This is a genomic window from Pseudomonas reinekei (genome assembly GCF_001945365.1).
Lineage (GTDB): Bacteria > Pseudomonadota > Gammaproteobacteria > Pseudomonadales > Pseudomonadaceae > Aquipseudomonas > Aquipseudomonas reinekei.
Genome location: NZ_MSTQ01000017.1, coordinates 37,677 through 63,629 on the forward strand (window position 1 = coordinate 37,677; position 25,953 = coordinate 63,629).

General features: G+C 54.7%; 23 protein-coding genes, 1 tRNA gene and 1 pseudogene. 8 read left to right on the forward strand and 17 right to left on the reverse strand.

Going from position 1 to position 25,953, the window contains the following annotated elements; translation table 11 throughout:
- Positions 1 to 2: 2 nt before the first annotated feature.
- Positions 3 to 956 (reverse strand): HNH endonuclease, encoded by a 954-nt coding sequence (locus BVK86_RS22765; protein ID WP_075948562.1) that lies wholly within the window; start codon positions 954 to 956, stop codon positions 3 to 5.
- 1,144 nt (positions 957 to 2,100) lie between these two features.
- Here BVK86_RS22765 and BVK86_RS22770 point away from each other — a divergent pair.
- The 3 genes and pseudogenes from BVK86_RS22770 (at position 2,101) to BVK86_RS22780 (ending at position 4,941) form a co-directional block, all read left to right on the forward strand.
- Positions 2,101 to 2,652, forward strand: a complete 552-nt coding sequence (locus BVK86_RS22770; RefSeq protein ID WP_092267218.1) for a Panacea domain-containing protein — start codon at positions 2,101 to 2,103, stop codon at positions 2,650 to 2,652.
- A 442-nt stretch (positions 2,653 to 3,094) separates the two neighbouring features.
- Positions 3,095 to 3,223 (forward strand): annotated as a pseudogene (locus tag BVK86_RS30210) (IS30 family transposase); the annotation flags it as partial.
- A 227-nt stretch (positions 3,224 to 3,450) separates the two neighbouring features.
- Positions 3,451 to 4,941 carry a PIN domain-containing protein gene (locus tag BVK86_RS22780; protein ID WP_075948564.1) on the forward strand — a complete coding sequence of 497 codons (1,491 nt, stop codon included), beginning with the start codon at positions 3,451 to 3,453 and terminating at the stop codon, positions 4,939 to 4,941.
- 47 nt (positions 4,942 to 4,988) lie between these two features.
- Here BVK86_RS22780 and BVK86_RS22785 read toward each other — a convergent pair whose 3' ends face one another.
- From BVK86_RS22785 to BVK86_RS22845, 14 genes are all read right to left on the reverse strand, one after another.
- The gene (locus BVK86_RS22785) at positions 4,989 to 5,744 is read right to left on the reverse strand and encodes a RelA/SpoT domain-containing protein (RefSeq protein ID WP_083659346.1); all 756 of its coding nucleotides are present in this window, start codon (positions 5,742 to 5,744) and stop codon (positions 4,989 to 4,991) included.
- Positions 5,745 to 5,748: 4 nt separating this feature from the next.
- Complete coding sequence (locus tag BVK86_RS22790) at positions 5,749 to 6,855, reverse strand: ParA family protein (RefSeq protein ID WP_075948565.1); 1,107 nt, start codon at positions 6,853 to 6,855, stop codon at positions 5,749 to 5,751.
- 363 nt (positions 6,856 to 7,218) lie between these two features.
- Complete coding sequence (locus BVK86_RS22795; RefSeq protein WP_075948566.1) at positions 7,219 to 7,404, reverse strand: hypothetical protein; 186 nt, start codon at positions 7,402 to 7,404, stop codon at positions 7,219 to 7,221.
- A 66-nt stretch (positions 7,405 to 7,470) separates the two neighbouring features.
- The gene (locus BVK86_RS22800) at positions 7,471 to 8,313 is read right to left on the reverse strand and encodes a coiled-coil domain-containing protein (RefSeq protein ID WP_075948567.1); all 843 of its coding nucleotides are present in this window, start codon (positions 8,311 to 8,313) and stop codon (positions 7,471 to 7,473) included.
- 92 nt (positions 8,314 to 8,405) lie between these two features.
- Positions 8,406 to 11,294, reverse strand: a complete 2,889-nt coding sequence (locus tag BVK86_RS22805) for a DUF927 domain-containing protein (protein WP_075948568.1) — start codon at positions 11,292 to 11,294, stop codon at positions 8,406 to 8,408.
- Positions 11,291 to 11,575, reverse strand: coding sequence for a DUF3077 domain-containing protein (locus BVK86_RS22810; RefSeq protein ID WP_075948569.1), 285 nt, complete (start codon positions 11,573 to 11,575; stop codon positions 11,291 to 11,293). The genes BVK86_RS22805 and BVK86_RS22810 overlap by 4 nt, the downstream gene beginning before the upstream one ends.
- Complete coding sequence (locus BVK86_RS22815) at positions 11,572 to 11,853, reverse strand: hypothetical protein (RefSeq protein WP_075948570.1); 282 nt, start codon at positions 11,851 to 11,853, stop codon at positions 11,572 to 11,574. The genes BVK86_RS22810 and BVK86_RS22815 overlap by 4 nt, the downstream gene beginning before the upstream one ends.
- Entirely contained in the window at positions 11,850 to 12,008 is a 159-nt protein-coding gene (locus BVK86_RS29860; RefSeq protein WP_167371516.1) for a hypothetical protein, read from the reverse strand. Before BVK86_RS29860 ends, BVK86_RS22815 begins: the two co-directional genes overlap by 4 nt.
- 374 nt (positions 12,009 to 12,382) lie before the next feature.
- Positions 12,383 to 12,724, reverse strand: a complete 342-nt coding sequence (locus tag BVK86_RS22820) for a hypothetical protein (protein ID WP_075948571.1) — start codon at positions 12,722 to 12,724, stop codon at positions 12,383 to 12,385.
- Positions 12,721 to 13,329: a hypothetical protein gene (locus BVK86_RS22825; RefSeq protein WP_075948572.1), complete on the reverse strand. Its 609-nt coding sequence runs from the start codon at positions 13,327 to 13,329 to the stop codon at positions 12,721 to 12,723. Before BVK86_RS22825 ends, BVK86_RS22820 begins: the two co-directional genes overlap by 4 nt.
- Entirely contained in the window at positions 13,326 to 13,640 is a 315-nt protein-coding gene (locus BVK86_RS22830) for a helix-turn-helix transcriptional regulator (RefSeq protein ID WP_231977960.1), read from the reverse strand. The genes BVK86_RS22825 and BVK86_RS22830 overlap by 4 nt, the downstream gene beginning before the upstream one ends.
- 93 nt (positions 13,641 to 13,733) lie before the next feature.
- Positions 13,734 to 14,576 (reverse strand): hypothetical protein, encoded by an 843-nt coding sequence (locus tag BVK86_RS30215; protein WP_231977959.1) that lies wholly within the window; start codon positions 14,574 to 14,576, stop codon positions 13,734 to 13,736.
- Between the two features lie 283 nt (positions 14,577 to 14,859).
- Positions 14,860 to 16,095, reverse strand: coding sequence for a tyrosine-type recombinase/integrase (locus BVK86_RS22840; protein ID WP_075948573.1), 1,236 nt, complete (start codon positions 16,093 to 16,095; stop codon positions 14,860 to 14,862).
- Between the two features lie 167 nt (positions 16,096 to 16,262).
- Positions 16,263 to 16,339, reverse strand: a tRNA-Arg gene (locus BVK86_RS22845).
- Positions 16,340 to 16,690: 351 nt separating this feature from the next.
- On the opposite strand from BVK86_RS22845, the gene gabD reads away from it, so the two are divergent.
- The 3 genes from gabD (at position 16,691) to BVK86_RS22860 (ending at position 20,946) form a co-directional block, all read left to right on the forward strand.
- Positions 16,691 to 18,133 carry an NADP-dependent succinate-semialdehyde dehydrogenase gene (gabD, locus tag BVK86_RS22850; RefSeq protein ID WP_075948574.1) on the forward strand — a complete coding sequence of 481 codons (1,443 nt, stop codon included), beginning with the start codon at positions 16,691 to 16,693 and terminating at the stop codon, positions 18,131 to 18,133.
- Between the two features lie 184 nt (positions 18,134 to 18,317).
- Positions 18,318 to 19,595, forward strand: coding sequence for a 4-aminobutyrate--2-oxoglutarate transaminase (gene gabT, locus BVK86_RS22855; protein ID WP_075948575.1), 1,278 nt, complete (start codon positions 18,318 to 18,320; stop codon positions 19,593 to 19,595).
- 136 nt (positions 19,596 to 19,731) lie between these two features.
- On the forward strand, positions 19,732 to 20,946 hold the full coding sequence (locus BVK86_RS22860; RefSeq protein ID WP_075948576.1) for an HDOD domain-containing protein: 1,215 nt from the start codon (positions 19,732 to 19,734) through the stop codon (positions 20,944 to 20,946).
- A 59-nt stretch (positions 20,947 to 21,005) separates the two neighbouring features.
- Here BVK86_RS22860 and BVK86_RS22865 read toward each other — a convergent pair whose 3' ends face one another.
- Both BVK86_RS22865 and desA read right to left on the reverse strand, forming a co-directional pair.
- Entirely contained in the window at positions 21,006 to 21,995 is a 990-nt protein-coding gene (locus tag BVK86_RS22865; protein ID WP_075948577.1) for a GGDEF domain-containing protein, read from the reverse strand.
- A 298-nt stretch (positions 21,996 to 22,293) separates the two neighbouring features.
- Positions 22,294 to 23,478 carry a delta-9 fatty acid desaturase DesA gene (gene desA, locus BVK86_RS22870; protein WP_075948578.1) on the reverse strand — a complete coding sequence of 395 codons (1,185 nt, stop codon included), beginning with the start codon at positions 23,476 to 23,478 and terminating at the stop codon, positions 22,294 to 22,296.
- 147 nt (positions 23,479 to 23,625) lie between these two features.
- Between desA and dibA the strand changes: the two genes are divergently transcribed.
- Positions 23,626 to 25,542, forward strand: a complete 1,917-nt coding sequence (gene dibA, locus BVK86_RS22875; RefSeq protein ID WP_075948579.1) for a phosphodiesterase DibA — start codon at positions 23,626 to 23,628, stop codon at positions 25,540 to 25,542.
- Between the two features lie 226 nt (positions 25,543 to 25,768).
- Complete coding sequence (gene oscA / locus BVK86_RS22880) at positions 25,769 to 25,951, forward strand: sulfur starvation response protein OscA (protein WP_022643503.1); 183 nt, start codon at positions 25,769 to 25,771, stop codon at positions 25,949 to 25,951.
- The last annotated feature ends 2 nt before the right edge of the window (positions 25,952 to 25,953 follow it).

Below are 25,953 nucleotides of genomic sequence, written 5' to 3' on the forward strand. Positions count from 1 at the left end.
TCCTAGTGTCGATGCTGCGCGACCAGGAGCAATGAGTCGTTCAAGCTGTCTCTGTCCACCGAAAAATGTGCATCCCTATGGCAATTTGGACAAAGCGCAACGCAGTTTGATACTCGATCACTGACCTCCACACCTAGTATGTGGTGGACGTCCAGAAATCCAGTATACGGACGGCTTGCTCCGCAACCAGGCCGTTCACAACGCGCACCGCATCGATCTATGACCGCTTTTCGGACCTTCGGATCCCGAGCCGCTCTAGAAATGGTGACTTGAAAACGTAAGGTTTCATCCCGGCCCAAGAGCGATAGGTCGATACCCGGTAGATCGCTAAAGGTGTCATTGGTCGCTATTTCGTAACCATCGGATACCTGCTGTTGAGCAAGGTCCTCCACCCCAGGCCATTTCCATAGAACATCGGCAACCTTGTATGCCTCGTCATAGCGATCATCCATCAGCCACATGGTTGGACTATCTCCATTTACCGCATGGTTCTTTTTGAGACGTCCTAGCTTTCCTTCGGCGATAAGCTTCGCACTTACATTTCTTTGCCCGTTGATAATTCCAGTTATGGCGTTTACAGGGATTAGAGCCGCGAATTTGATAGCCGATTCATAGCGTTGGATCAAGAGTGAGTGAGTGACGCCTTGAGGAGCTTCACGATCAACGATTTCGGCAATTGTTTTGTCCCAATCACCATCGCTTAGACGTGCTCGTAATTGCGCCGCAGAGTATTTCTCCGGTTGGCTTTCCCACCGCCAACACAAGCGGACGCGGGCCGTGAATGTCTTACCTTCAGGTGTGGTGGCGGAAAGAAGTTGAGAATGACCTTTACGTACATCACTCACACTACTGAAGCCGATACCTTCCAAAAAAGGCTTGAGCATTCCACGAGTGACTTTCTCAGCCTCAATGCTTTCGACCGTGCGGAAGGCGCGTTTCTGAGGAGAACTTTCCATAGGTGAATACCGTGCAACAGGCGGTGATGGTGGAAGCACAAGATAGTGTCTAGTGCTTCTTGTAGATAGCGATTTGACGATAGATCAGCCTGAGATAAATGCTCCAGAGGACGCTGGAGCGCCCAAATATTGCTGGGGCCCCTGAGAGTTTCTTATCCACACGGGGTCGGAAACCCGCGGGGATTTGTTAGTGGGAGGTGCTCCAGCTTACTGAAATTTCAATGCTGAAATTGAAAGGATCTTTACGAAATAGGGACATCGTTACCGTATCGGTAATGGTGAGCTCAGATCGGTCGTTTCGTAGGGCAGATGCACAAGTGAACAGGCAGTTCACCGAGTTCACCTGTTCACTAAGCTGGGAGGGCTCCCGCTAACAAGGTCCGGCGGGTTACTCGCCCCGTACGGCAGGGCATTCCTCAGGGGCCCCGGCACAATCTGGGTGCCTGTTACCGATTTTTTTCTCCGGCCAGACACCTGAACTCGCGGGTTTTCGACTCCGAACCCATCGAATATCGCCTGAGGCCGGGGCAATATCGGTGTAATGGTGTCGATCTATCTATCCTTTTCGTTGTTGGTAGACGACGCCTCTCAAGCGTCCTAGCATTCGAATTCTGGATTCGATACCAAGCCAGTGTTGCTTCCGCTGGTGGTGCTATTACCTATTGGGGTGTGGGGAGCTCGAAAAGACGTGTTACAGGTGTTACAGGTGTTGCAGTCGTTGATAACAAGTTGAATTTATTGAGTTTTACAGGTGTTTCACGCTGTTTGTCTTTCACGCACGTTGAGTGTTACAAACCAATTAGGTGTTACAGGTGTGTCTACAAATGTGGATAGGCTGTAAACCGCAATAGCCAGAAGCGGACATGTCTCGCTACTCGACAAGTCCCAAACGACACCATCTCCTTGGATAAAGCATAAAGACATCATGCCGTCGGCCAATCGGTTGCGGTTCTCGAAATCGTGCTATACCCATCAAGGATCGTGGCAGAAAGCCGATATGTAATAGATCATCAGGAGGCGAAGCTAACCACTCGTCTGCTTCTGTGAGATGCTCACTTGATATTATTGACTAATAGATACATGCGCTCATAATTTCGCGCCCTCGAAACCGTAATGCCCATGGATGGCGCAAGAGAGGTGACTCTTGATTTTTTCCGAACAAAAAGTGGCCCAGATGGCGGCTTTCTTTTTGGCTCGCCGTGAAGCTCCGATGGCTCACATCAAGCTGATGAAGCTGCTCTATCTGGCTGATCGCTTGAGTATGGAACGCTACGACGTTCCAATGTCTGATGACTACCAATGCAACATGAAAAACGGCCCGATTCTTTCGGTGACCCTGGATCTGATGAATGGCACTCGTCGAAGTGATGCGTGGAGTGCGCTCATTTCCCCAATCAAAAACAACGAAGTGGCACTCCAGCGAAATTTTGCATGGGAAGAGCTTGATGAGCTGTCTCGGGCAGAATTGGCGATTCTTAATGAGGTGTTCGCGAATTTTGGCCACATGAAGCGCTGGGACATAGTGGATTATGTCCATACGCTGCCGGAGTGGGAGAATCCCGGCAGTTCCAGCAAGCCGATTGACACTGAGTTGACCTTCAAATCCTTTGGATGCAACGAAGTGCAAGCTCATGAGAAGGTCGAAATGCTTCAAACCCGCACGCTGCTAGGTCGGAAACTCGCCGAGATGTCTTGATGCCGCAACGGATTGTTTTTCAGCAAGGAACGCTCTTCATCCTCACTGGGCCTGTCCCGCATCTCCACGTGGTAATGAACGATCCTGTTCATTGTGGCGAAATCAACGAGATGAGCGTTCTGGTAGTAAATTTCTCGTCTGTTCAACCCGGGACGTTCCATGATCCTGCATGTGTCCTCCAGCCAGGTTGCCATCCCTTCATTACCCGCGACAGTTGGGTAGTTTACAGAGGCGCTACAGTGCTAAAGTTGCCCCGACTGGAGACGCAAATTGCAGCCGGGGATGTTCGACCGGACGCCCCAGTCAGCCGCCTCGTCTATGAACAAGTCAGGGCAGGTTTCGATGTATCAGATCTTGTCGCTCCGAAAATCACCCGCTACCTCCGCAGGCACGGTCTCTAGGCACTATTGTGCTGAAGTTCCATCACTCTAGTATTCACGCGCAACCTGGAGCGAATGAGAGCACCAACGGGGTTTTAAGGCAGTACTTTCCGAAAGGAACCGACCTTGCGGATCATTTGCAAGCCACGCTCAATGATGTGGTAAGGCAGCTAAATAGCCACCCTCGGTAAATATTACACTACGAAACGGCCGCTGAACGATTTAGCCAATCCGTTGCGTCCACTGGTTGAATCAACAGCCAAAAGCGGTTATCCAAAAGACATCAAAGTTCGCGAAGCAGATCACAAAAGATAGCACCTTTGATCCAATTCACTCCCATTCCTAGGGCCATGGTGCAAGGTGTACCATATGATTCGGCTTAGGCTCAATTTGCGATTCTTACGCATAAGGACATGATGTGAAGAAAACAATGTATTTGATCCCCGATACAAATTTTTTTGTTCAATGCAAAGAACCACGTGAGTTGGATTGGTCGGCATATCTAGATTTTGATGAGGTTGAGCTTCTAATCACCCGACCGGTTCAGGTAGAACTCGATAACCAGAAAGGTAAGGGCTCGGGGCGCGTGGCTAAAAGAGCTCGAAAAGCATCAACTCTAATCCGTGATTTGCTCATTTCAGAGTCCAATTACATCGAGGTTAGAAGCAAAGAGCCAAGGGTTTTGATTAGAATTCGACAAGATCTCAAGCCTGATACTTTACTGAGTGATGAATTATGTTATGAAGAACGCGATGATCAGTTGGTAGGGGTAACCTCAACTTTAATGAAAGTCAACCCAGCAGATCACATCGCGCTTCTTACGCATGACACGGGGCCGATGGCAAGTTCTAAGTTGGTTGGAGTGCCTTTTAAGGTAATACCGGACGATTGGTTGCTTCTTCCCGAAACTGACGAATTAGATAAGCGCACTAACGCGTTAATAACAGAGCTGAATAAATATAAAAACGCCGAACCTAAATTTCAGATTTCATTCATTTATGATCGCTCAGAGACTGCGAGTATCGACTGCGAAGTTGAATGTTATAAGAAACTATCCAGTACCGATATTGACGAACTATTGACCACTTTGAAGCTGGTATATCCCGAAGAAACTGACTTCGGGGACAGCAAAAAGACACAGCCTCCACCCGAAGATATTCACTCGTCTATTTTTTCAGGATTTAACTCTAAAGATGTTTTTACATCTGCAAGCGAGGATGAAGTGATTGCCTATCAAGGCACAGCATATCCAAACTGGCTTAAAGAGTGCTCGGTTTTTTTTGAAAAGCTTCATTCGCAGCTTAACTTTAGAACCAATTGGCCTGAGGTTTGTATAGCCGCACAAAATATCGGCTCTAGACCAGCAATCGACGCGTTGACGACTTTTTCAACAAAAGGACCTCTTTTGATTTATCCGACGGATAGCTATGAGAGTCTGATGAAGGATTTAGATGACCAGGTACAGCTTCCGACCGTACCCAAAGCACCCCAAGGCTATTGGAAAAAGATTAATATGTTTACAGCTCTGGGGGACTTGCGCGACCTCATGCCGAGGGGCATATATGGCAAGGAATATTCCGGAGCAAACCTTGCCAACCTCTCCAGACTGAGTGCTTCGAGAGATCAAAATCAATTTTACTGGAAGCCAGAGCGCCCATCTGGACCACAATCTGTTATCGCATTGGAGTGCCAACAGTGGCGACATCAAGTTGAAAAAGAAAACTTTAAATTTTTTATTCGTACGGATACTGGGGCTACTGAATATCAGGGCGCATTAGAGTTGCGAATCGATTCCGCCAACCTGACGGAGTCGGTTGAGAAGAGAATTAATATTAATGTCCGCGTCAAGGTTGCGGAAACCATGGAGGTTGCCAGGCAGCTTATTAGCCAGCTGGCATATAGCGTGTAGTGTGAGCCACCATTCCCGACGTCGCGTCCCCCAGCACACGGTTTTAATCAATCAGGGACGGGCGTTCGGACACTCGGAACTGGGTGAGAGTTATCTTGCATAACTCTTTGAGCAGCCGCTTCAGCCTCAATTTCATTTAGTTCTTTCTGGCTTCTGAATATAGAATCTGCTAATCGCGTTCCAGTTGATACTAGTTTTGATAAAACTCGGAGCTGTTCCTTGCATGCGCGACTGTTTGTAGGTTTTGGGTAGTTTATTGTATGGTCGATTTCTCCCCATATTTCTTCAAAGAGAGTGCGTACCTGTATTTCACAGTAAATTGTCGAATCTTGTTTTGGGCTTACAACATAATGAATACTGGTGTAGTACGTCTCCCTTGTTTCCGCGCGGAGGCCAAGTGACTTGAAAAATTCACTAGCTTCTGGATCCCAAGAGTAAGCAACAGGAGGTTCTCTCAGGAACCAATCTCCAGATTCAACCTGCTTAATTATATGGTTGTGTATTTCTGGAAACTGATCTTGGTAAAGATGCAAAACTCTTACGCCAGCTAGATCCGTAACCTTTGTAAATAGATTTTCTGCGGTGATAGGGTTTGCATCTGTCCACTTTCTGGATATTTTGTCCTTCAAATGCCCAGCATCTTTGAGCCTGCTTTTGATTGTATAAATCAAAGGGTTTCCGTAAAGATTAAGCTTAGGCTCCAGCCTGAATGAATCGACTACACCATTTAGAAATTTTTCAAAAAGGTGTTTTTCATTTTGGTATGCCTCAACAGCAGCATTGATAATGGCTTCTCTAGGCATTTTGCTAGTCCAGTAGCTTAATACGAGAAATAAGATCTTCACCAAACGCGATATAACAATCCTTGGTTTCTTCGTAACGTTGGCTAGCACCTCTCAGCGTATTAACGTGATCCGTCTCGATATTCCTGAGGGACGGAACTTGCCACATCGGTTTGTGATAGTGCTGAGCCATAGAAGGGAACGTATTGTGACTGTGCATCACAAGAGTTCCACCTATGGGCTGTGCTAAAAGTTCTGGGGTTAGATGCGAGCGAAGATCCTCTGCAATACATTGTTCAATGACTGTAGGGATTTGATTGGCGTAATGAAGATGTGCCTGCGCTAAATCCCATTTGTTAGTGTATCCGCTATATTTTTTTGCATTGTAAATGGTGTATCCGAGGAAGGTTACAAATTTATCTGGAAAGTTATGGCGCTTTTCGGTTGAGATGAGTTTATATATTATCTCAAATTCATCTTTCCATGCAGATAAAGCTTTTCCTATGTTTCGAATGCCATATAGAGAGAATAAATCTGGAGAGGCTGGTACGAAAAAGCCATCGACTGTCGAAATAATAACTTTATTAAGTGATCCTAAACTTGGAGATGTATCAATAATCACATAGTCGTACCCGTTCTCTTTCGCGTATTGTTCGGCAAGAGACCTAATTTTTGTGATTGTTCTGATCGCCAGTGGCTCTCCGCGATAAGTGTCGGTCCATCGACTAGCGATTTTCTCTTCATAAAGGTGTAATGTTAATCGGCCAGGAATTATATCAAGGTTGTCGCTGATTTTATAAGGAGGTGGGAGGTACTCTAACTCGCCCGTACCTTCTTCCGTTGGCTTAAGCAAGTAATGAAGGCTTCTCGTGTTGGCATTTAAAATCCCAAACTGCATAGATCCTATTTTTTCTTTAGAAGCTTCAAAGCCTTCGTCTATGAATGAGTCTTCGGCCTCCCAAATGGCGTGAACAGTTTCTTGCTCTAAAGAGTAAATTGTCAAATTACATTGTGGATCAGCGTCTATCATTAGGACTTTTTTGCCACTTTCCGAAAGTGCGTGCGCCAAGTGATAGGTTAATGTCGTCTTACCAACGCCTCCCTTGTTATTGAAGACAGAAATTACTTTCACCTAGTCTCTCCTTTTAGGGTGCTATTACCCCATGACTTATGCGTTGAAATCCACTTTAAAAACTAGCTATGTCATGCATCTTGATTGATGTGGTGTTTGAGTCTCTATCCCTTTCCACTTTGGGTCCTAGACCTTTCCTGCTCGCCATCCTAACGAAGGGCAGAGCTAGTCGCTAGCCCTCTTGTGATGGCCTAGTGATACTGAGGGATGAGTTGACTGAAAAATGACGTTTAGAAAAGTAAAACGTGGTTAGGAATCGAGCAACATGGCGCACCAAACTCCTTGCCATTACCCTGTATCGGCCGAAAGCTGGCTGCCGATATGAATGCAGCGGAAGCTCTCGCGAGCTTCCGGTTATCCTCTTCATCGTTTTTTCAGCTTACGTTCGATTAGCTCCATTTCTGCCTTCATTGCAGTGATGGTGAGCTGCTGTGTTGCTGTGCTTTTTCCGAATTTGATATCAACGAGCTTGAGTAGGGCGATCAGGTGGGCTTTTCTCGCTTGAAGAATTTCGGACAGGGATGAGCTGTTTTGTATCGCTGCATTCATGTGTTCAATCCTTGGAATGATGTTAAACAGCCCGCGAAAGCAGGCTGTTTCAGGGTGAATCGACTTTTACATTGAGAGGACATCTTGCATACGGTGCTGGCCGGCTCGGTCAGCCAGCTCTCCCCACTTCCAGCTACCGAAGTTTTCACCCTGCTCCGGGATATCTAGTTTATACATCGACACGGATTCGTGATCGATCAAGCGGGCTGCAGCCCAGAGTTTGCCCCCGACATCGAGTAGCGCCCGTGCCGCCTCATTCCACTTCTCTTCCAAAGCGGTATGCGCAAGGCGTAGCGCTTGTTTCTCGATTTTCTTTTGTTCCTGCTGGGCCTCGGTGATGTGTTGATCGACGATTGTCAGCTCCTGCTCCAACGCGCTGATAATCAGGCTCTGCCGGCGATGTTGTTCCATGGCGGAGGAAAGGTTTTTGGCTGCTTTCTGAGCATCGGTGTTGGCGGCCTTTTCGCCTTCTACATCACCCCAGGCCACAGCCTGTGCATAGGCTGTGGCTGCCTCGGTCTCAGCTTGACGAGCGCGTGTCATGTCTTCCTGCGCGAGCTGACGGATTTCATTCAGGCGCGTGCTGAGGCTTTCTCGTTTTGCATTAAGTTCCAGCTCATCCGCCGCCCAGTTCGCCATGTCCGCGATATAGCCCGCCATCAGGGTTTCACGATTGTCGAGGTTCTCTCGGCGGTGGATCTTTCTATTCAGCACGTGAATTTGTAGGTCCAATGAGTCGATCGTTCTTTTGCGATCGTTGTACTGATCCCTTACTTCGCGTTCTTGGCCTTGCTCGATGGTTTCGGGACTTTCCAGTGCCGCTTCATAGGGGATGAGCGCTGCTTGGAGTGTTTCCAGTTCCATGGTCTGTTGGTCGCGGCGGTCTTTCATTTCTTGAAGTTCGTTCATTTGTCTTTTCTCTATGCAATGGGATTATGGGCTCAATGAATGGCTGGCGAGGCCGGATCGGGCCGGCTCTACCTCTGTCAGTAGGCTGGCCACTAAGCGGCCTGTGCCTCGCTCTCATCTACCGGTACGGTTTTCACCACATAGCAACGCTGGGTGCCCATCCCGGGTAAGCGGACGGAGCAGGAGGCTTTGCCATTGGGACCCGGCTCAAGAACACCGCGGCGAATCAGCTCCTTGTTCACGGCGTTGAGGTTCATGCCCTTGAACACTTCGGAACGCCATGCTTCGGGCAACACGTAGTAGGTATTGGTGGTGTGCAAGGCATCACCTAGGCCGTGCTCCAACGTCTTGCGAAAGCCCAATCGGTCGATGGTGCGCGGACCGTGCTCATCGATCTTCGCAGCGGCTGACTCCCAGCGGGTGAAGCGGCTTTCACCGAAGCGCTCGATCACCTGGCGCAAGCGCGCCAAGATCGCGTCCCCTTCGAGGTTCCCTGCGCCGCCACGTTCATTCATCCAGGCACTGAGGCACACCCGAGCGGCGGTAGTGGCGGTGCCGTCAGGCCAGCCAGTGATCCCCATCGCGGTGGCCAGCTCGCCGGCGGCTGCTGCTAGACCAAACCGGGCCGCCGCACGGTACGCTTGACCGCTGGCCGAGGCGGGCAGTGCCTTGGCAATAAAACCTTCCAAGGTATGGCGCAGAATCGTTGACCACCCATGAAGCTTGCCGGGTTCACAGAGGGCCGACAGGAAGGCGGTGAGTGGTGTGCCGTAGTATTTGGCTACTCGCGCCTTGAGCGCATCGGAGAGCGCGGCGGCGTCATCAAAACCGTTCAGTACGTCGAACATGCCCAGACCTTTGCTGGCGTCCGCTGGCACGGCGAGCATCCGCACTTCCATGCCTGCTTTGAGCTCCTTGTTGGCTTCGGCCATGTGCTGCGCCAAGGTCTTCTCACCGGTCGAGAGAAATAGCAAACGCCACTCCTGCACCTGTCGGCCTGCTTGTCCTCGATCATTGGCGCGAGCCTTGCCAGTGCCGTTGCCAAGCATGTACACCGTTTCGCCAATGATGCGCGGGTCGCACATGCCAATTTCATCCAGCACCAAGAGCCCGTCCGAATGCGCGGCGGCGATGGATTCCAAGGCGTTATCCGTTGATCGCCAGGAACGCACCAAACGCGGGCCACCGTAGATCGAGGCGGCTACTTGCAGGTGGGTCGTCTTGCCGCCCGAACTGTCACCGTAGAGGTGAAAGCCGCCCGACTCGTGGCCAAGAAGGTGTAACAGTGGACCGGCAAACGCTACGCTGGCCACAAACGCCAAGCGGTGATTGCCGATGCACAAGGCGCCGATTTGCTCTTGCCATTGCTCCAGGGTGCCGGCTTCGCTGATTGGTGGGAGCTGCGCGCCGGCCTCATAGAAGTGCAAGTGCTCGACGTGCGCACCGACCTGTTTTTCGGGCAGCAAGAAGGCGCTATCGTGCCAGCCCAAACGGGTGACCAAGCGTGCGCGCTGAGCGCTGTCGAAGCCGCCGAGGTAACTCTGCAAGTCATTGCGTGCATTGCGACCGGAGCGACTGCCGGCGAGTCGCAGGCCCATGTCCACCAGTGGGCCGAGTACGTCTTTGCCAAAGTCGCCAGTCATGGTTCGTGCCGGTATGTTCCAGCGTTTTTTGGCACCGTCTGGATCGTCGAACTCGACCAGCAAACCCCAATTATGGCCTTGCGCATCGCGAGTGCGCGCCAGGATCTCCAGTGGCGAACACACCGGCCGCGCCTCGCCATCGTCACCGGAATAGAACACGCCTTCCGGCGTGAGGCGGAAGCCACCGGGCAGCAGATCGTTTTTGGGTTTCGCGACACGCTTGGTTGTGGCCTTGGCTTTGATTTCCAATGATTCGGCCGGTGCTTTCTCCGGCTCAACACCGAACAATTCGCCGCTGTGTTCCAGCTCGCCTATGTGTGCCGCCGTCCAGCCTTTGGCTTGGGCATCGGCCGCGTCGTCACCGTCGTCCCATTGACCACCTTTAGCGAAAGCTGGTTGGTCATTCTTGAGCGTGGGCTTGAGTTTGAAGACGTCCAGGGCGATCAGTCGCACAGACGCGGCGCCGATCTGGTGAAGTTGATCGGCGACGGCATTCATGCAGCTTTTTCCACTGGCGTCATTGTCTGGCCACAACACCACGGACCGACCTTTGAGCGGTGTCAGGTCAGCTTTGTGCCAGGAGTTTGAGCCGTTCGGCCAGCACGTGGCCACGTAATTGGGCAGCAGAGCCGTCACGGCGTCGGCGGCCTTTTCGCCTTCGCACAGAATGACCGGAGCCTCTGCGCGTTGCGCCAGTTCATCCAGGCGCAGCAGTGGGCGCGGCTCAGGCAGACCTTGCCAGCGCCATTGCTGCGTTTGACCGTCGGCGCGTTGGCACCAGGTCAAGGGTGCAAACACCTTGCGTGGCTTGCCGTCTTCATCCGGGCCCAAATCGAAGCGGTAGAGCGCCATGACTGGCTGGCCCTGAGCGTCGCGGTAAATCCAGACTTTGGACGGCGTACCGTGTTGCCGGTGTTTGGCCGGGCACTTGCTCATGGCCTCGGCCGGGATCGGCTGAATGGCAATCCATTCCGGTGTTTTGTTTTTGCTGGGGCTCGATTTCGATTGAACCGCATCAGCGGTAACGTGCAGCAGATCGGCAAGCCTGTTGCAGGCTTCAACGTCGGTGCTGCCATCCAGATAGCGAACCAGATCAATCAGGTCGCCGCCTTTGTCTCCGGTGGCAAAATCCGCCCAGGTGCCTTTGCTCAAGTTGACCTTGAGCGAGCCGGCGCGCTTGTCGGCACGGGTTGGATTGGGAGCGGTGTATTCCTTGCCGCCATCCACGTGTTTGCCGTTGGGCAGCCAGTGAGCAAGCACACGATCAATGTTCTGCAACGCAACAGCTTTGACTTGAGCGAACGTGGGTCGACGGACGTTGGAAGTAGAGGTGGTCATGCGCCACCGCCTTGCGCCAATTGCAACCCACTGGTGACGTCATCAATGATCGCCTTGACCATCTCACTCAAATAATGCGAAGCCCAGACCATTGAGGCGTTGTCATTCTCCATACCGCTCAGGAAGGTGAGTTTGTTCACGCAATCCATGAGCAAGGAGGCTTGCTCAAGCGCCTCTTCGCACGAGACGCCGGCATTAATTCGGAACAGTGGCTGATTCTGAGCGTTGCACTTGGCAAAGGTAGCGCCGCCAACGGTATTGATCACCATGGAATGATTCATTGCGCGCCTCCGCCCATGGCTTGTCGGGTGGAGTTGTCGGCGTGCACGGCGAGGGTGCGGATCAATCCCAAGGTGCCCCGAACATCCCACAAGGCAGCCGCGATGACGTGGTTGGCTAGACGTGGGCCGTCGCAGTCGAACTGATCTTCAAGAAGCAAAAGTACAGAGTTGGCGCGTTCCACAGCACAGGTAAGGGCGTCAATAGGAACACCGGCTTCGGCGTCGTTGTGGACGCAAAGCAAGTCCTCGGGCAGGGCGAAACTCAGAGCGGAATTCATTGAGCACCGCCGACGGCTTCGAGAGCGCGGGCTTTGGCCATATGGGCGTTGTAACGGGTGAGACGTGTGGCGAGACTGGAGTTGGCGTGTAAAGCGGCGAGAGCCATTGCACGATGGGCAGCGGCGTGAATTTTGGACGGATTGAGGGCTTGCATGGGGTGGAACTCCTATTGTTGAGGAGCTACCACCGTCCGCCGTCAAACGAATTAGGGTGGTAGCTGTGCGCAGGTTGACGGACCGGGACAATAGGAACCCGGCAGACCCGAAGGTCTCCCACGCACAGCCACCATAAATTGGGAATGCGGGCACAAAAAAAGCGCCTGCAATCGTAATGGGGGCGCCTGTGCGCCTATTGTTGATCGGGCCGTCAAACCCGGTCGCTGAATTTGCAGCGACGGCCAGAGAGTAACGTCCGTTTTTCGAAAGTGCAACTGTGCGTATAACTTGCGAAATTTTCAGGTGCGGCATAAATTGTTCTGGCATGCAGATTTACCTCAACGCCTCCGGATCGCTCCCGGGGGCGTTTTCGTTAGTGCTGGGTAGTTATGGGTCGGCTGAGGGTGAGCCATTGCAAGTGGCTACCTTGGCCGGCGCGCTGCCGCATCTGCTGGAGTGCTTCGGGATTGCGCAGCAGGTTGGGAATCAGTTCGCGAGCGTCGTTGATCACCACGTCTGCTGGTGGCTGAACCGCTAGTAGCGTCCACTCCAGGTTCTGCCACAGCACGATCAACACGTGTGCGCCGGCTGCGATCGCCTGATCGCGGAGCGCAAGCAAGCGCTGGCGACCCTTGATCTCTGTTGATGAAGGCATAGGCGCTTCAAGTACGCCGACGAGATCCAAGGTTTGATGGGGAAGAAAGGTCGGAGTCATGCCGCCTCCTGTGTGCAGGTGAACAACGGTTGCGGCGTTTCACCTTTGAGCCACGCCAGGATTTTGTTGTCCTCGACGCACCGTCGGCGGTGTTTTGCCGCGAGCAGATCGCGGCGCTCTGCTAGGCATTCGTCGATGTAGCCGGACAGGTCCGAGGTCAACTTCATTTCACGGTGAAGGCGTTCGCTTGCAGTTTTTTCCTCGGCAAGATCCTGCTCAGTGATGCGTTGCCACACCGCCGGATCGTTCGCGTAGCCGGCCGACTGGTCGACCAGCCAATACGTTACCCAGTCGTTCAAATCCAGCGATTTCAGGGCGGCGCGACGACCTTGCTTCATCGCGAAATGACCCGAACCGTGGATGCTGGAAAACTCCCTGCGTACCGCGTTTTTGCCGATCAGTTGAGGTAATTCCCATGGATTGGGTTTGAGCGGAAGGACCAAGCCATCAGGATTGAAAAAGAAGGCTTCTTGTTCTTCCCCGTTCCAGCTCACACCCGCAATGGTGCGGTGCCGCCAATTGATTGCATCAGGTTGATACAGACGAAATCCGACGCTATAGGAGTCGAGAAAAGGGCCTTTGAATGGGCAATAGTTGCGTGTCATGCGGCCACCTGATCACGTGCTTCAATACGGCTTTTGACCCAGCTCTGAACTTCAGAAAAAACCCAGGCAACTGGTGCGCCACGTGCGGTGCTGTTGCTCAGTTTGACAGGCTGTGGGAAGCCACTGTCGGGGCACTGCATAAGCTTGTAGATAGTCGAGCGCTTGAGCCCTGTAGCAATCTCAAGACGCGGCATGCGTATGAGGGTGGTGGCGGGATCAAAAGGAGTGATGAGGCTTGGGAAGGTGGGATCAAAAGGGGTGACGAGGTTTGGGAAGTTTGAATCGGGCTTTTGTGCGAAGTCGTTTTTCATTGGCATTGCTCTCGATTGGTATGGACTGACGAGAGCAATGATCTAGGCGTTGAAATGCGGTGAGCAGTTCACTTCCACTTTGAAATTTTCGGTTTACATCAAGTCATGCTTAGTGAGGATGGCATCTACTTGTCTGCGGGTGAGAGCCTTCTCAATTTCCGAAGGTAGCCAGGTGGGTCTCTGTTTTGGGGGCAGTGCTATTTGATCTTCCAGCCAGCGATGGACGTGTGTAGCCAAGTTTCGACGTGGAAGCCCCTGGTCTCGAAGGTTGTCCGCTTGCTTCAAAATGGCGGCGTCGCGGGCTGACATTTCTTCGTTGCGATCCTTGCCGCTTAAGATGCCACCTTTACGGCGGATCGCGGTTTTGATGGCTGCGGAAGCAAGTTCAGTAATGTCGTCGTCGTAAAGGGAAATCAGTGAGGTGACCACTTCCAGATGAGCGACATAGCTTTCTAACGCTACGACGCGGCCATCAGGATTGATTTCGGTCGAGACAGCTTGGCAAAACTCCTCCCAAGGCAGTTCCAATATCCGCCAATTCTTCGAAATGACTTTCTGTTCGCTCGCCTGCATCCAATCGCTGAGAGATTCAATCGCCTTTACTGCGCAAGCCATCGCGTAGGCGGCATACGCCTCTTCATCGGATGCTGATTCACAGCATGTGAAGTGGCGGATCCAGTCAGCTAGACGCGATGTTCGAGGAGTTTCCGCATGCTGGAAGATTGACCCTTCCATCCTTACGGCCTCAATACAGAGCGAATTAAGATAACTGCTTTCGTTAGCTTGAATGCGAAACACGCATTGGTCGAGTAAGCGGCATGCATCCATTATTTGCTCGCCGATAAGCGCATAGAGCGACTGGTTCGACAGGTGATCGATAAGTCTGGCCGTCGGTTTTAGGCCCAAGGCGAGATCAATGCCTTCTATAAGTTCCAAGCGGCCTTTCCTTTACCGAAATGTATCCAACCATCCCCGCGCCCTATGTTGATGCGGCACAACCAGCGCGCCGAGCTTGTTCGCACGCGTCGGAAATGGCTAGCCAGCAGTGGCAATGATGGGCTTTCTATGTAACACCAAAGGGTAGCGTTACACGGCGTGTATGGCACCGCTCTAAAACGTGTTACAGGTGAGAAGTCCAATATATTCAGGGGGTTGGTGATGCCCGTTACACCTGTTACACCCGTAACACCGCTTTTGGAGGGGGGATGGATAAGGAGTTTCATACTGCCTTCCCAAATTGGCCTTGCACGACCTTACCAGTCGCTAGCTCATCAAGACGATCGGCGTACCACTGCATCATCACTTTACGCTGTGGGAGGTACACCGCCTTGTTGTACACACCTGCAATTCCTTCTTTTACGTGAGAGAGCTGTGCCTCGATATGGTTTTCGTCGAACCCCTGTTCATTCAGGATCGTGCTGGCGATGTGACGGAAACCATGGCCGGTTTGCCGGCCCGCATATCCCAGCCTGCGCAGCGCCATCAGAAACACGGTGTTGCTGCGGGGTATGGTCCGATCTTTTCTTCCTGGAAATAACAGCGGGTATGCCCCTGTCAGCTTGCGTAGCTCCGTAATTGCTTCAATGGCCTGGCGAGATAGAGGCACTACATGCTCGCGCCGACGCTTCATTCGCTCGGCTGGAATCGTCCATAGCTTTTTGTTGAGGTCGATCTCTGACCAGCGTGCTTCTCGAATCTCACTCGGGCGTGCCGCTAATAAGGCCAGCAATTGGAGACCTAGACGGACGTCCTTCGCGTGAGGGTAAGAGTTGATGGCGCGAAGTAATGCAGGCAACTCTTCTATTGATACGTGTGCATAATTTTCAGCACTGCGCGTCTGTAGAAATTTATTGAGGCCTTCAAGGGGGTTGTGGATCGCTCGACCTGTCACGCGTGCCAAGTCATAGATCTCTTTGCAGAAGGCTCGAACTCTGCCCATTTGCTCAATGATCCCTTTCTGCTCCATGCCGCGCAGAAACTCCATCCATTCAAGGGGCAGTATTTCTGTGTAGATGCGTTTGCCGAAAACGGGGAATACGTGAAGCTCCAGTGCTCCAAGGACTCGACGGGACGTGCCGGCTTCCCAGCTTGAGCGTCTAGCCTCAAACCATTCGCGGCCTAATGCTTCAAAAGTGTTGTTGGCAGCCACCCGGTCAGCAATCTTACGAGCCTGCTTACTGACCAAAGGATTTTTACCAGTTGATGCGTCATCCCGCAGTTGCGCCGCCTTCTGCCTGGCTAGCGAACCACTAATTTCGGGGTAACCGCCTAGCCCCAGCCAGGACCATTTCCCGTCTGGTTTTTTGTAGCGTAACTCCCACGACTTCTGCCCATTTGCCTTGACCCGAAAATACAAGCCGTTGCCGTCTTGCTCCCGGTACGTCGCATTCTCCGGCTCCAATCCTGCGAGAGTAGTGTCGGCCAGTGGGCGGCGTTTGATTTCAGTACGCTTCACTGCGTGTATGCCTCCAGTTCAATGAATCTCAAAGCATACACGTGGGCATACACGGCGTGAAGTTATAGGGGTAGACAGGGATGGATAGCCAGAAACAAGAAAGCCCGCACAGGGCGGGCTTCTTGGAGTGTTTCGTAGACTGTCTGAGACAGGTCTAGACTGCTATATGGTGCACCAGGCGGGATTCGAACCCACGACCCCTGCCTTCGGAGGGCAGTACTCTATCCAGCTGAGCTACTGGTGCGATGCGGGCGCCATGATACTCATATGCATTGCGGGCGTCCATGCTGCTGAAACGCCTGCGTTTTTCCAAAGCGTAACCTGCGGTTGCTACGCTGATCAGAAAATTGCAGCAAAAAACGGCTTTTCGTTCTTTTTTTCGAACGCCCTATTGTCCTTTACCCCCTTTGATCCTAGGATTCGTTTGAGATTTCAAACGCTCTTGTCTGGGTGCTGAACCGCACGAGTTTCGAACAGTGCGCTATTTATGTGCTTCAGCCCGGTGAATGATTTCCCTGACGGCAGCCTACTGAGGCGCCTTTCTACAATCATAATTTGCTCCGCGTATCGCGCGGTGCTGTTAAGGAAAGCCGACATGCAGCTTAAAGACACCCAGTTGTTCCGCCAGCAAGCCTTCATCGATGGCGCTTGGGTAGATGCGGACAATGGTCAGACGATCAAGGTCAACAACCCGGCAACGGGCGAAATTCTGGGCACTGTGCCGAAAATGGGTGCTGCCGAAACCCGCCGTGCAATCGAAGCCGCTGACAAAGCGCTGCCGGCCTGGCGTGCACTGACCGCCAAAGAACGTGCCGGCAAACTGCGTCGCTGGTTCGAATTGATGATCGAGAACCAGGACGACCTGGCTCGCCTGATGACCCTGGAACAAGGCAAGCCATTGGCCGAAGCCAAGGGCGAAATCGTTTACGCCGCTTCGTTCATCGAGTGGTTCGCCGAAGAAGCCAAGCGCATCTACGGTGACGTGATTCCGGGCCACCAGCCAGACAAACGCCTGATCGTGATCAAGCAGCCTATCGGCGTGACCGCTGCCATCACCCCATGGAACTTCCCGGCCGCGATGATCACCCGTAAAGCCGGCCCGGCCCTGGCCGCCGGTTGCACCATGGTGCTCAAGCCTGCTTCGCAAACGCCGTTTTCCGCCTTCGCCCTGGCCGAACTGGCCCAGCGTGCCGGCATCCCGGCTGGCGTGTTCAGCGTTGTTTCCGGCAGCGCCGGCGACATCGGCAGCGAACTGACCAGCAACCCGATCGTGCGCAAATTGTCCTTCACCGGTTCGACCGAGATCGGTCGTCAACTGATGTCGGAATGCGCCAAGGACATCAAGAAAGTGTCCCTGGAACTGGGCGGCAACGCACCGTTCATCGTGTTCGACGACGCGGACCTGGATAAGGCCGTCGAAGGCGCGATCATTTCCAAATACCGCAACAACGGCCAGACCTGCGTCTGCGCCAACCGCCTGTACATTCAGGATTCGGTCTACGACGCGTTCGCCGAGAAGCTGAAAGTGGCCGTCGCCAAGCTGAAGATCGGCAACGGTCTGGAAGACGGCACCACCACCGGTCCGCTGATCGACGAAAAAGCGGTCGCCAAAGTACAAGAGCACATCGCTGACGCCGTTGCCAAAGGCGCTACCGTGCTGTCCGGCGGCAAGCCGATGGAAGGCAATTTCTTCGAACCGACCATCCTGACCAACGTGCCGAAGAACGCTGCCGTGGCCAAGGAAGAAACCTTCGGTCCATTGGCGCCGCTGTTCCGCTTCAAAGACGAAGCCGAAGTGATCGCGATGTCCAACGACACCGAGTTCGGTCTGGCCTCGTACTTCTATGCTCGCGACCTGGGCCGTGTGTTCCGTGTGGCTGAAGCCCTGGAATACGGTATGGTCGGCGTCAACACCGGGCTGATCTCCAACGAAGTCGCGCCGTTCGGCGGTATCAAGGCCTCGGGCCTGGGCCGTGAAGGCTCCAAGTACGGCATCGAAGATTACCTGGAAATCAAATACCTCTGCCTGGGCATCTAAGCCCGGCAAGGCATTGCTTCAAACGCAAAGGGCACGAGAGCGCTGTCCCTTTGCGTGCATCAAACCGGAATTTTCTCTGTGGCCGGGAACGCCGTGGCAGTCGATCATCGCATGCTGCCACCGTTGAATCCCCGTCGCATTTTCCTTGAACCACGCCGCCCGATGAGCGGCGAATGAGGACTGTATGAGCAAGACTAACGCTTCTTTGATGGCCCGCCGTACCGCTGCTGTTCCACGTGGTGTGGGCCAGATTCACCCGATCTTCGCCGAGTCCGCGAAGAACGCTACCGTGACCGACGTTGAAGGTCGCGAGTTCATCGACTTCGCCGGCGGTATCGCCGTGCTGAACACCGGCCACGTACACCCGAAAATCATCGCCGCCGTGACCGAGCAACTGAACAAGCTGACCCACACTTGCTTCCAGGTGCTGGCTTATGAACCGTACGTAGAACTGTGCGAAAAAATCAACGCCAAGGTGCCAGGTGATTTCGCCAAGAAAACCCTGTTGGTCACCACCGGTTCCGAAGCCGTGGAAAACGCCGTGAAAATCGCCCGTGCCGCCACTGGCCGTGCCGGCGTGATCGCGTTCACCGGCGCATACCACGGTCGCACCATGATGACCTTGGGCCTGACCGGTAAAGTCGTGCCTTACTCGGCAGGCATGGGCCTGATGCCAGGCGGTATCTTCCGCGCGCTGTACCCGAACGAACTGCACGGTGTGAGCATCGACGATTCGATCGCTTCCATCGAACGCATTTTCAAGAACGACGCCGAGCCGCGTGACATTGCTGCGATCATCATCGAGCCGGTCCAGGGCGAAGGTGGTTTCTACGTCGCGCCGAAAGAATTCATGAAGCGTCTGCGTGCCCTGTGCGACCAGCACGGCATCCTGCTCATCGCTGACGAAGTACAGACTGGCGCTGGCCGTACCGGTACCTTCTTCGCCATGGAACAGATGGGTGTTGCTGCCGATCTGACCACCTTCGCCAAATCCATCGCTGGCGGCTTCCCGCTGGCCGGTGTGTGCGGCAAGGCCGAATACATGGACGCCATTGCTCCAGGCGGCCTGGGCGGAACCTACGCCGGTAGCCCGATCGCTTGCGCCGCTGCATTGGCCGTGATGGAAGTGTTCGAAGAAGAGCACCTGCTGGATCGTTGCAAAGCGGTCGGCGAGCGTCTGGTCACTGGCCTGAAAGCCATCCAGGCCAAGTACCCGGTAATCGGTGAAGTCCGTGCCCTGGGCGCGATGATCGCGGTCGAGTTGTTCGAAAACGGCGACAGCCACAAGCCGAACGCTGCCGCGGTGGCTTCGGTTGTGGCCAAGGCTCGCGACAAAGGTCTGATCCTGCTGTCCTGCGGCACCTACGGCAACGTGCTGCGTGTCCTGGTACCGCTGACTGCACCGGACGAGCAACTGGACAAAGGTCTGGCGATCATCGAAGAGTGCTTCTCCGAGCTGTGATCACTTAGTGTGACCTGATCGACAAAAAACCCGCTTCGGCGGGTTTTTTTATGCCAAGCGAAATATAACCCGCGCTTTAGCGCTGTATCGAAAGGCCAGCATTCGCTAAGGTTCAAGCATTGCAAGGGAGAGCCGTATGACAGTCGTCAATTTACCCGCCGTGCCAAGAGTGCTGATCGCCGAGGCCGACCCTTGGTCCCGGGACTTGCTCAAGGAAGTGTTGTTGCACGTTCGCTGTGACGCGCGACTGGACTTGTGCGCCGATGGCCAGGCAGCGTTGGAGTTGTTGGCGCTCAACCCGTATGACCTGGTGATCGTCGATTGGGAGTTGCCCGGCGTCGATGGTCTGAATGTGTTGCGCAATATTCGTCAGCGCAAACGCAATCCGCCATTGCCCTTCATCCTGATGAGCAGCCGCAACGACAGTGCGAGCGTGCGCGAGGCCTTGCCGCTGGCGCCGACCGCTTACCTGACCAAGCCACTGAACATGGAAAGCCTGACCCAACGCCTGCAGGATTTACTGCTCAGCGCCGGTCAGGAGGTGTCGTGCGAAGTGCCGGCGTTGGCGCCGGGGATGACATTGTCGGTGTTCCTGGAGCGTCGTCGTGAGCTGGCCGAGGGCGCGCCATTGATGACCGACGTGCAGTTGGCGGTCAAACGCAGCCTCAATCCCAACGGCCTTGATCTGACGGTGCTGGAAGATGAAATTCGCACCGACCCGCAGATCACCGCCGTGCTCATCGCCGCCGCCAATAGTGCCGCGCATCACCACGGCGCCGCCGTACAGACCCTGTCTCAGGCGCTGCATCGACTGGGCACCGGACAAAGCATGAACCTGATTCTGGGGCTGGCGCTCAAACGCAGTGCGCGGCTCAGCGATCCCTGTCTGGCGGACTACGCCGAGCGTTATTGGGACCTGTCGCTGCACACGGCTGAATACGCCCGAACCCTGGCGCGGTTACTCGACCTGGATCAGGCGCGCTGTTATTGCGCGGGCATGTTGCATCGCTTGGGTGACTTGGCGTTGTTGCGTTGCTTGCAGGAATGGAAGCAGGCTGGTGGCGAATTGGACGAACAGGAAGAGGTCGGCGAAGCGCTGGCCAAATTTGGTGCGGCCTATGGTTCGGCGTTGCGTACGCGCTGGCGGCTGCCGCTGGAGCTGCGAGAGCTGATTGCCGCGGTATACCAGCTCGGTGGCGGGGTTTACTCCCGCGAAGCCTTGGTGATGAACATGGCGGCGCAGCTGGCGCGGCTGAACGAACATGAAGGCGTTGAGGAACTGGCCAGAAGCCGCACGGCGCGGTTGCTCAAGATCGGGCTGCCGGAGTTGATGCGGATGCGCAAGAAGTAAGCGCACCAAATCCCGTAGGCGCGAGCCTGCTCGCTCCAACAGGGGATGTGTGGGTTCTGTCAGCCGGTGACAATCCGGTTCTTGCCCTCGCGTTTGGCTTGATACATCGCTGCGTCCGCACGGGCGAAGAGGCTGTCGATGGTTTCATCCTCGTCTGTCAGGCTGGTCAGCCCCTGGCTGACGGTGATGCCGAATGTCTGGCCATCGTGGTTGAAGCTCAGGCGCTGGATCTCCCGTTGCAGGCGCTCGGCCACTTGCAGGGCCATCTCCGGGGTGCAGCCGGGGAATACTGCTGCGAACTCCTCTCCACCAATTCGCCCGAACAGATCGCCTCGACGCAACGCGGCGCGGCCGCTGTCGGCGATGTGTTGCAGCACGTTGTCGCCTTCCTGATGCCCGTACGTGTCGTTGATCACTTTGAAATCATCGATGTCCAGCATCAGGAATGACAGCGGCGTGCCTTGTTGCCGTGCCAGCTCGAACTCCTGATTAGCGCGGTCGAAGAAATGGCGGCGATTGCTGCTCTGGGTCAGGGCGTCGGTGGTGGCCAGGCGTTGCAGCTCGGTTTCCATCTGCTTTTTTTCGGTGATGTCTTCCGCGATGCCAACAATGATCAGCGGCTGGCCGGGCTCCGCCTGACGGTTGATGAAGCATTTGTCGCTGAGCCAGCGCACCTGGCCGTCGCCGTCGATGATCCGGTATTCGCGGTCTTCCACGGCACCTGTGTCGAGCACCTTTGCCAGGCTGCGCTCGGCGTAGTCCAGGTCGTCGGGGTAGATGCTGTCGCGCCACTGGTTGTAGTCGGACAGCAAAAGATCGGCGCAGCGGCCGAAAATCCGTTCGTAGGCGGGGCTGACATACAGCACCTGACGGGTTTCCCAGTTGAACGCCCAAAGCACGGCGTTGACGCTGACCAGCAGCGTGCTGAACAACTGTTCGCGTTCACTCAGGCGCGCCACTTCACCTTGGGCGTGCATCAGCGCCAGCAAGGTTTTTGCGGCTTCTGGCCACTGCGGTGAAGTGGGGTCTTTCAGATTTTTATTGACCATCGGCACAAATCTCAAAGGGCGTACGCCGCTTGAGATTCGAAAGCGGCCATAGCGAAGCCCGCCAGGATGGCGAAGTGTCTTTGAGAGGGGGTATTTTTGACGAAGTTCCCGCTTTTTTGTGACGAGGGAGCTTGCTCCCGCCGGGCGGTAGGGTTGTCACTATTTTCGGCCAGTCCAAAAACCAGTGTGGGAGCAAGCCTGCTCGCGCTAGCGGTCTTCCAGCCAACATCAATGTTGAGTGTCAGTTCGTCATCGCGAGCAAGATCGCTCCCACAGGTTTTGTGACCTTTTGCTGCAATCAGGCGGCCGTAGGACGCAGGGAGTAGGTTTTCAGCTGATCAGCGAAATCACGCAGGGATTGAATCCCGCTGGCTTCCGCTTCGTGTACCCAGTCCTTGATGGCGGCCAGCATGTCATGACCATTTGAGCTGGTCTTGACCCAGATCTGCTGCAATGCCAGGCGTTTTTCGTAAATTACCTTCAGTGCGTGGCTGTGCTCGAGCATGTTCTGGATGCGTACGTGGTGTTTTTCGTCCAGCAGGCTGGTCTCCCGGGAGAGCAGACGCTTGGCGCGGTGGAATTGGTGACGAACCGAATGATCGACCTTTTCCAGCTCTTGCTTGACCAGCGGGCCGATCACCAATTTGCGGTACTGGGCCATGATCTGGAAGCGGTTGTTGAGGATCGCCATCGCGGTGTCCATGTCCAGGCTGCCCTTGCCCTCGACGCGGTGAGCTATCGGCGCGACCCGCTGGACCTTGGCCAGGCGCAGGAAGCTGAACACTTGAATCCATGCCCAGCCCATATCGAACTCCCACTTCTTCACCGACAGTTTGGCCGAGTTAGGGTAGGTGTGATGGTTGTTATGCAGTTCTTCACCACCAATGAGAATGCCCCAAGGCACCAGATTGGTCGCCGCATCGCGGCATTCGAAGTTGCGGTAGCCGACGGCGTGCCCCAGACCATTGACCACGCCGGCAGCCCACACCGGGATCCACATCATCTGGATGGCCCAGATGGTGATGCCGATGGTGCCGAACAGCAGCAGGTCGATCACGCCCATGATCGCCACGCCCAGCAGCGGAAAGCGGGAATAAAGATTGCGCTCGATCCAGTCTTCGGGGCAGTTCTTGCCGTAGATGCGCAGCGTCTCGGGGTTTTCCGCTTCGGCGCGGTACAGCTCGGCGCCTTTGCGCAGAACGGTGGACAAGCCTTTGATGACCGGGCTGTGCGGATCATCTTCGGTTTCGCACTTGGCGTGGTGCTTGCGGTGGATAGCCGTCCACTCGCGGGTGTTCTGCGCCGTGGTCAGCCACAGCCAGAAGCGGAAGAAATGTTTCAGGCCCGCATTCAGCTCCAGGGAGCGGTGGGCTGAATAACGGTGCAGATAGACCGTGACGGCGACGATTGTCACGTGGGTCATCAGCAGGGTGACTGCCACCAGTGACCAGGGCGACAAGCCGAGAAAACCTTCGTACCACATAGGCTATAGGGCCCTCGATAAAGAAAAAAACAGCCGTTGCATTATCACTAAGCCCACAGAGAAAACCAGTCGCCCTTTCAGATAAGAGTGGCTGAATGTGTCTTTAGCCTATAATCCCGGCATTTTTGTAGGGACATGGACCGTCGTATGTCTGCCAGCTATCGCGATGCCTTGCGTGCAGCGCTGCTTTACCTGTTGCTCTCTGTGATCTGGTTGCAGGCGAGTGACTATTTATTGAACAGTCTCTTCGATCACTCAGTCGAGCGGATGCGCTGGCAACTGATCAACGGTTACGTGTGGATGGTGTTGAGCGCCGGGTTGATCTTTATTGCCCGCGCTCGACGGCTTCGAAGCCGAATCGGCGCCAAATCGCGTGAACGCAGCGAAGATCGCGAGCGTTTGCAGCAGGCCGCCGCCGTGTTCGATTGCACCCGCGAAGGGGTGTTGGTGACGGATCGCAACGGGCTGATTGTTCATGTGAACCGCGCGTTCATGGAAATCACCGGCTATCAAGGTGAAGAGGTGCTGGGGCAGCGGCCCAACCTGTTCAAATCCGGCCGTCATTCGGCGGATTTCTATCAGGCGATGTTCGCCACCCTGGACCGCTTGGGCGAGTGGAGCGGGGAAATCTGGAATCGGCGCAAAAGCGGCGAGATTTACCCGCAGTGGCAAACCATCCGCATCATTTTCGATGAGCTGGGGCGGCGTAGCCATTACGTGGCAGTGTTTTCCGACATCAGTGCGATCAAGCATTCCGAGCACGAATTGATGCACCTGGCGCACCACGACCCGCTGACCGATTTGCCCAATCGCTTGCTGTTCACCGACCGTGTCGAGCAGGCATTGGCGTCGGCGCAAATGCACAAGCGTGGTTGTGCCTTGCTGATGGTGGATCTGGATCACTTCAAGATGATCAACGACAGCCTTGGGCACACCATCGGTGACCAATTGCTCAAGGCCGTCGCCCAGCGTTTGCAGGCTATGTTCGGGCCGGGCATCGCCCTGGCGCGGCTTGGGGGCGATGAATTCGCCGTGCTGGCTGAAAGTTGTCCGCAGTTGGTGCAGGCAGCGGCATTGGCCCAGCGCATCATCGACGGCCTCAAAGAGCCTTTCCCGATCGACGGGCAGTCGTTGTTTATCAATGCCAGCATCGGTATCAGCCTGTTCCCCAGCGATGCCCTGAACGCCGAGCAACTGTTGCGCAATGCCGATTCTGCCTTGTTCAAGGCCAAGAGCGCGGGCCGCGATGGTTACGCGCTCTACACCGAAGAGTTGACCGCCCATGCCCGGCAGCGGGTTGAGTTGGCGTTCGAATTGCGACGCGCCCTGGAGGACCAACAGCTGCGGGTGCATTACCAGCCGGTTCACGATTTTCAGACCAGTCGTCTGGTCGGCGTCGAGGCGTTGGTGCGTTGGGAGCATCCGCAACGTGGTCTGGTTTCGCCGGCGGAATTCATTCCCGTCGCCGAGCGCACGGGGCTGATCGCCGACATCGACGCCTGGGTGATGCGCCAGGCATGTCAGCAGATGTGCCAGTGGCGTCAGGCCGGTGTCGAATTGTCGTTTGTCGCGGTGAATGTTTCCTCGCGGCTGTTCGCTCGTCGCGAGCTTTACCAGCAAGTTTCGCAGGTGCTGCGTGAAACCGGACTCGACCCGGCCTGTCTGGAACTCGAGGTCACCGAGAGCGCGGTGATGGACGATCCGGAAGTCGCACTGGAACAAATGCATCGCCTGCGGGAGCTGGGCGTATGCCTGGCCATCGACGATTTCGGTACGGGCTACTCGTCCTTGCTGCGGCTCAAGCGCTTGCCGGTGCAGAAGCTCAAGATTGATCAGGGTTTCGTCGCCGGGCTGCCGTGTGATGAGGATGACTCAGCCATTGTGCGGGTCATTATCGCCCTGGCGCAGAGCATGGGCATGCAGGTGCAGGCAGAAGGGATCGAGCAAGTGGAACAGGCGGCATTCCTGCTCGAGCACGGTTGTCATTTGGGGCAGGGTTATTGGTTCGGTCGACCGATGCCGGTCGGGAAACTGGATTGGGCTCATGCGCCGCTGATTCGGTAAAAGAACCAGATTGCAGCCTTCGGCAGCGCCCACAGAGCAACCCGAAGGCGGCGAGCTTTTGATGTTCCCTCGCCGCAAACCCTTGCGCCGTCAAATAATATCTTCTAGTTATATAAAAATTCTTAAATAGTCTTTTTAAGAATATCAGCGCCTCTCTACTATTGGTTCCACGCCGCAAGCAGTGCCGCCCACTGCCTGGCAACCACACAGTCGAAGGAGCAGCACCATGAGCGCATCTCTGCGTAGCGTTGACGGTCAGGACGAGGCAACCATTCTGCGTGAAATCCAGAGCGCTCTGCGCGATCTGCGTTTTGGCGCCGTGGAAATCACTGTGCACAACGCCCAGGTGGTTCAGATCGAACGCAAGGAAAAATTCCGTTTGCAGCAGCCGGGCAACAAGCCGAGCTGATG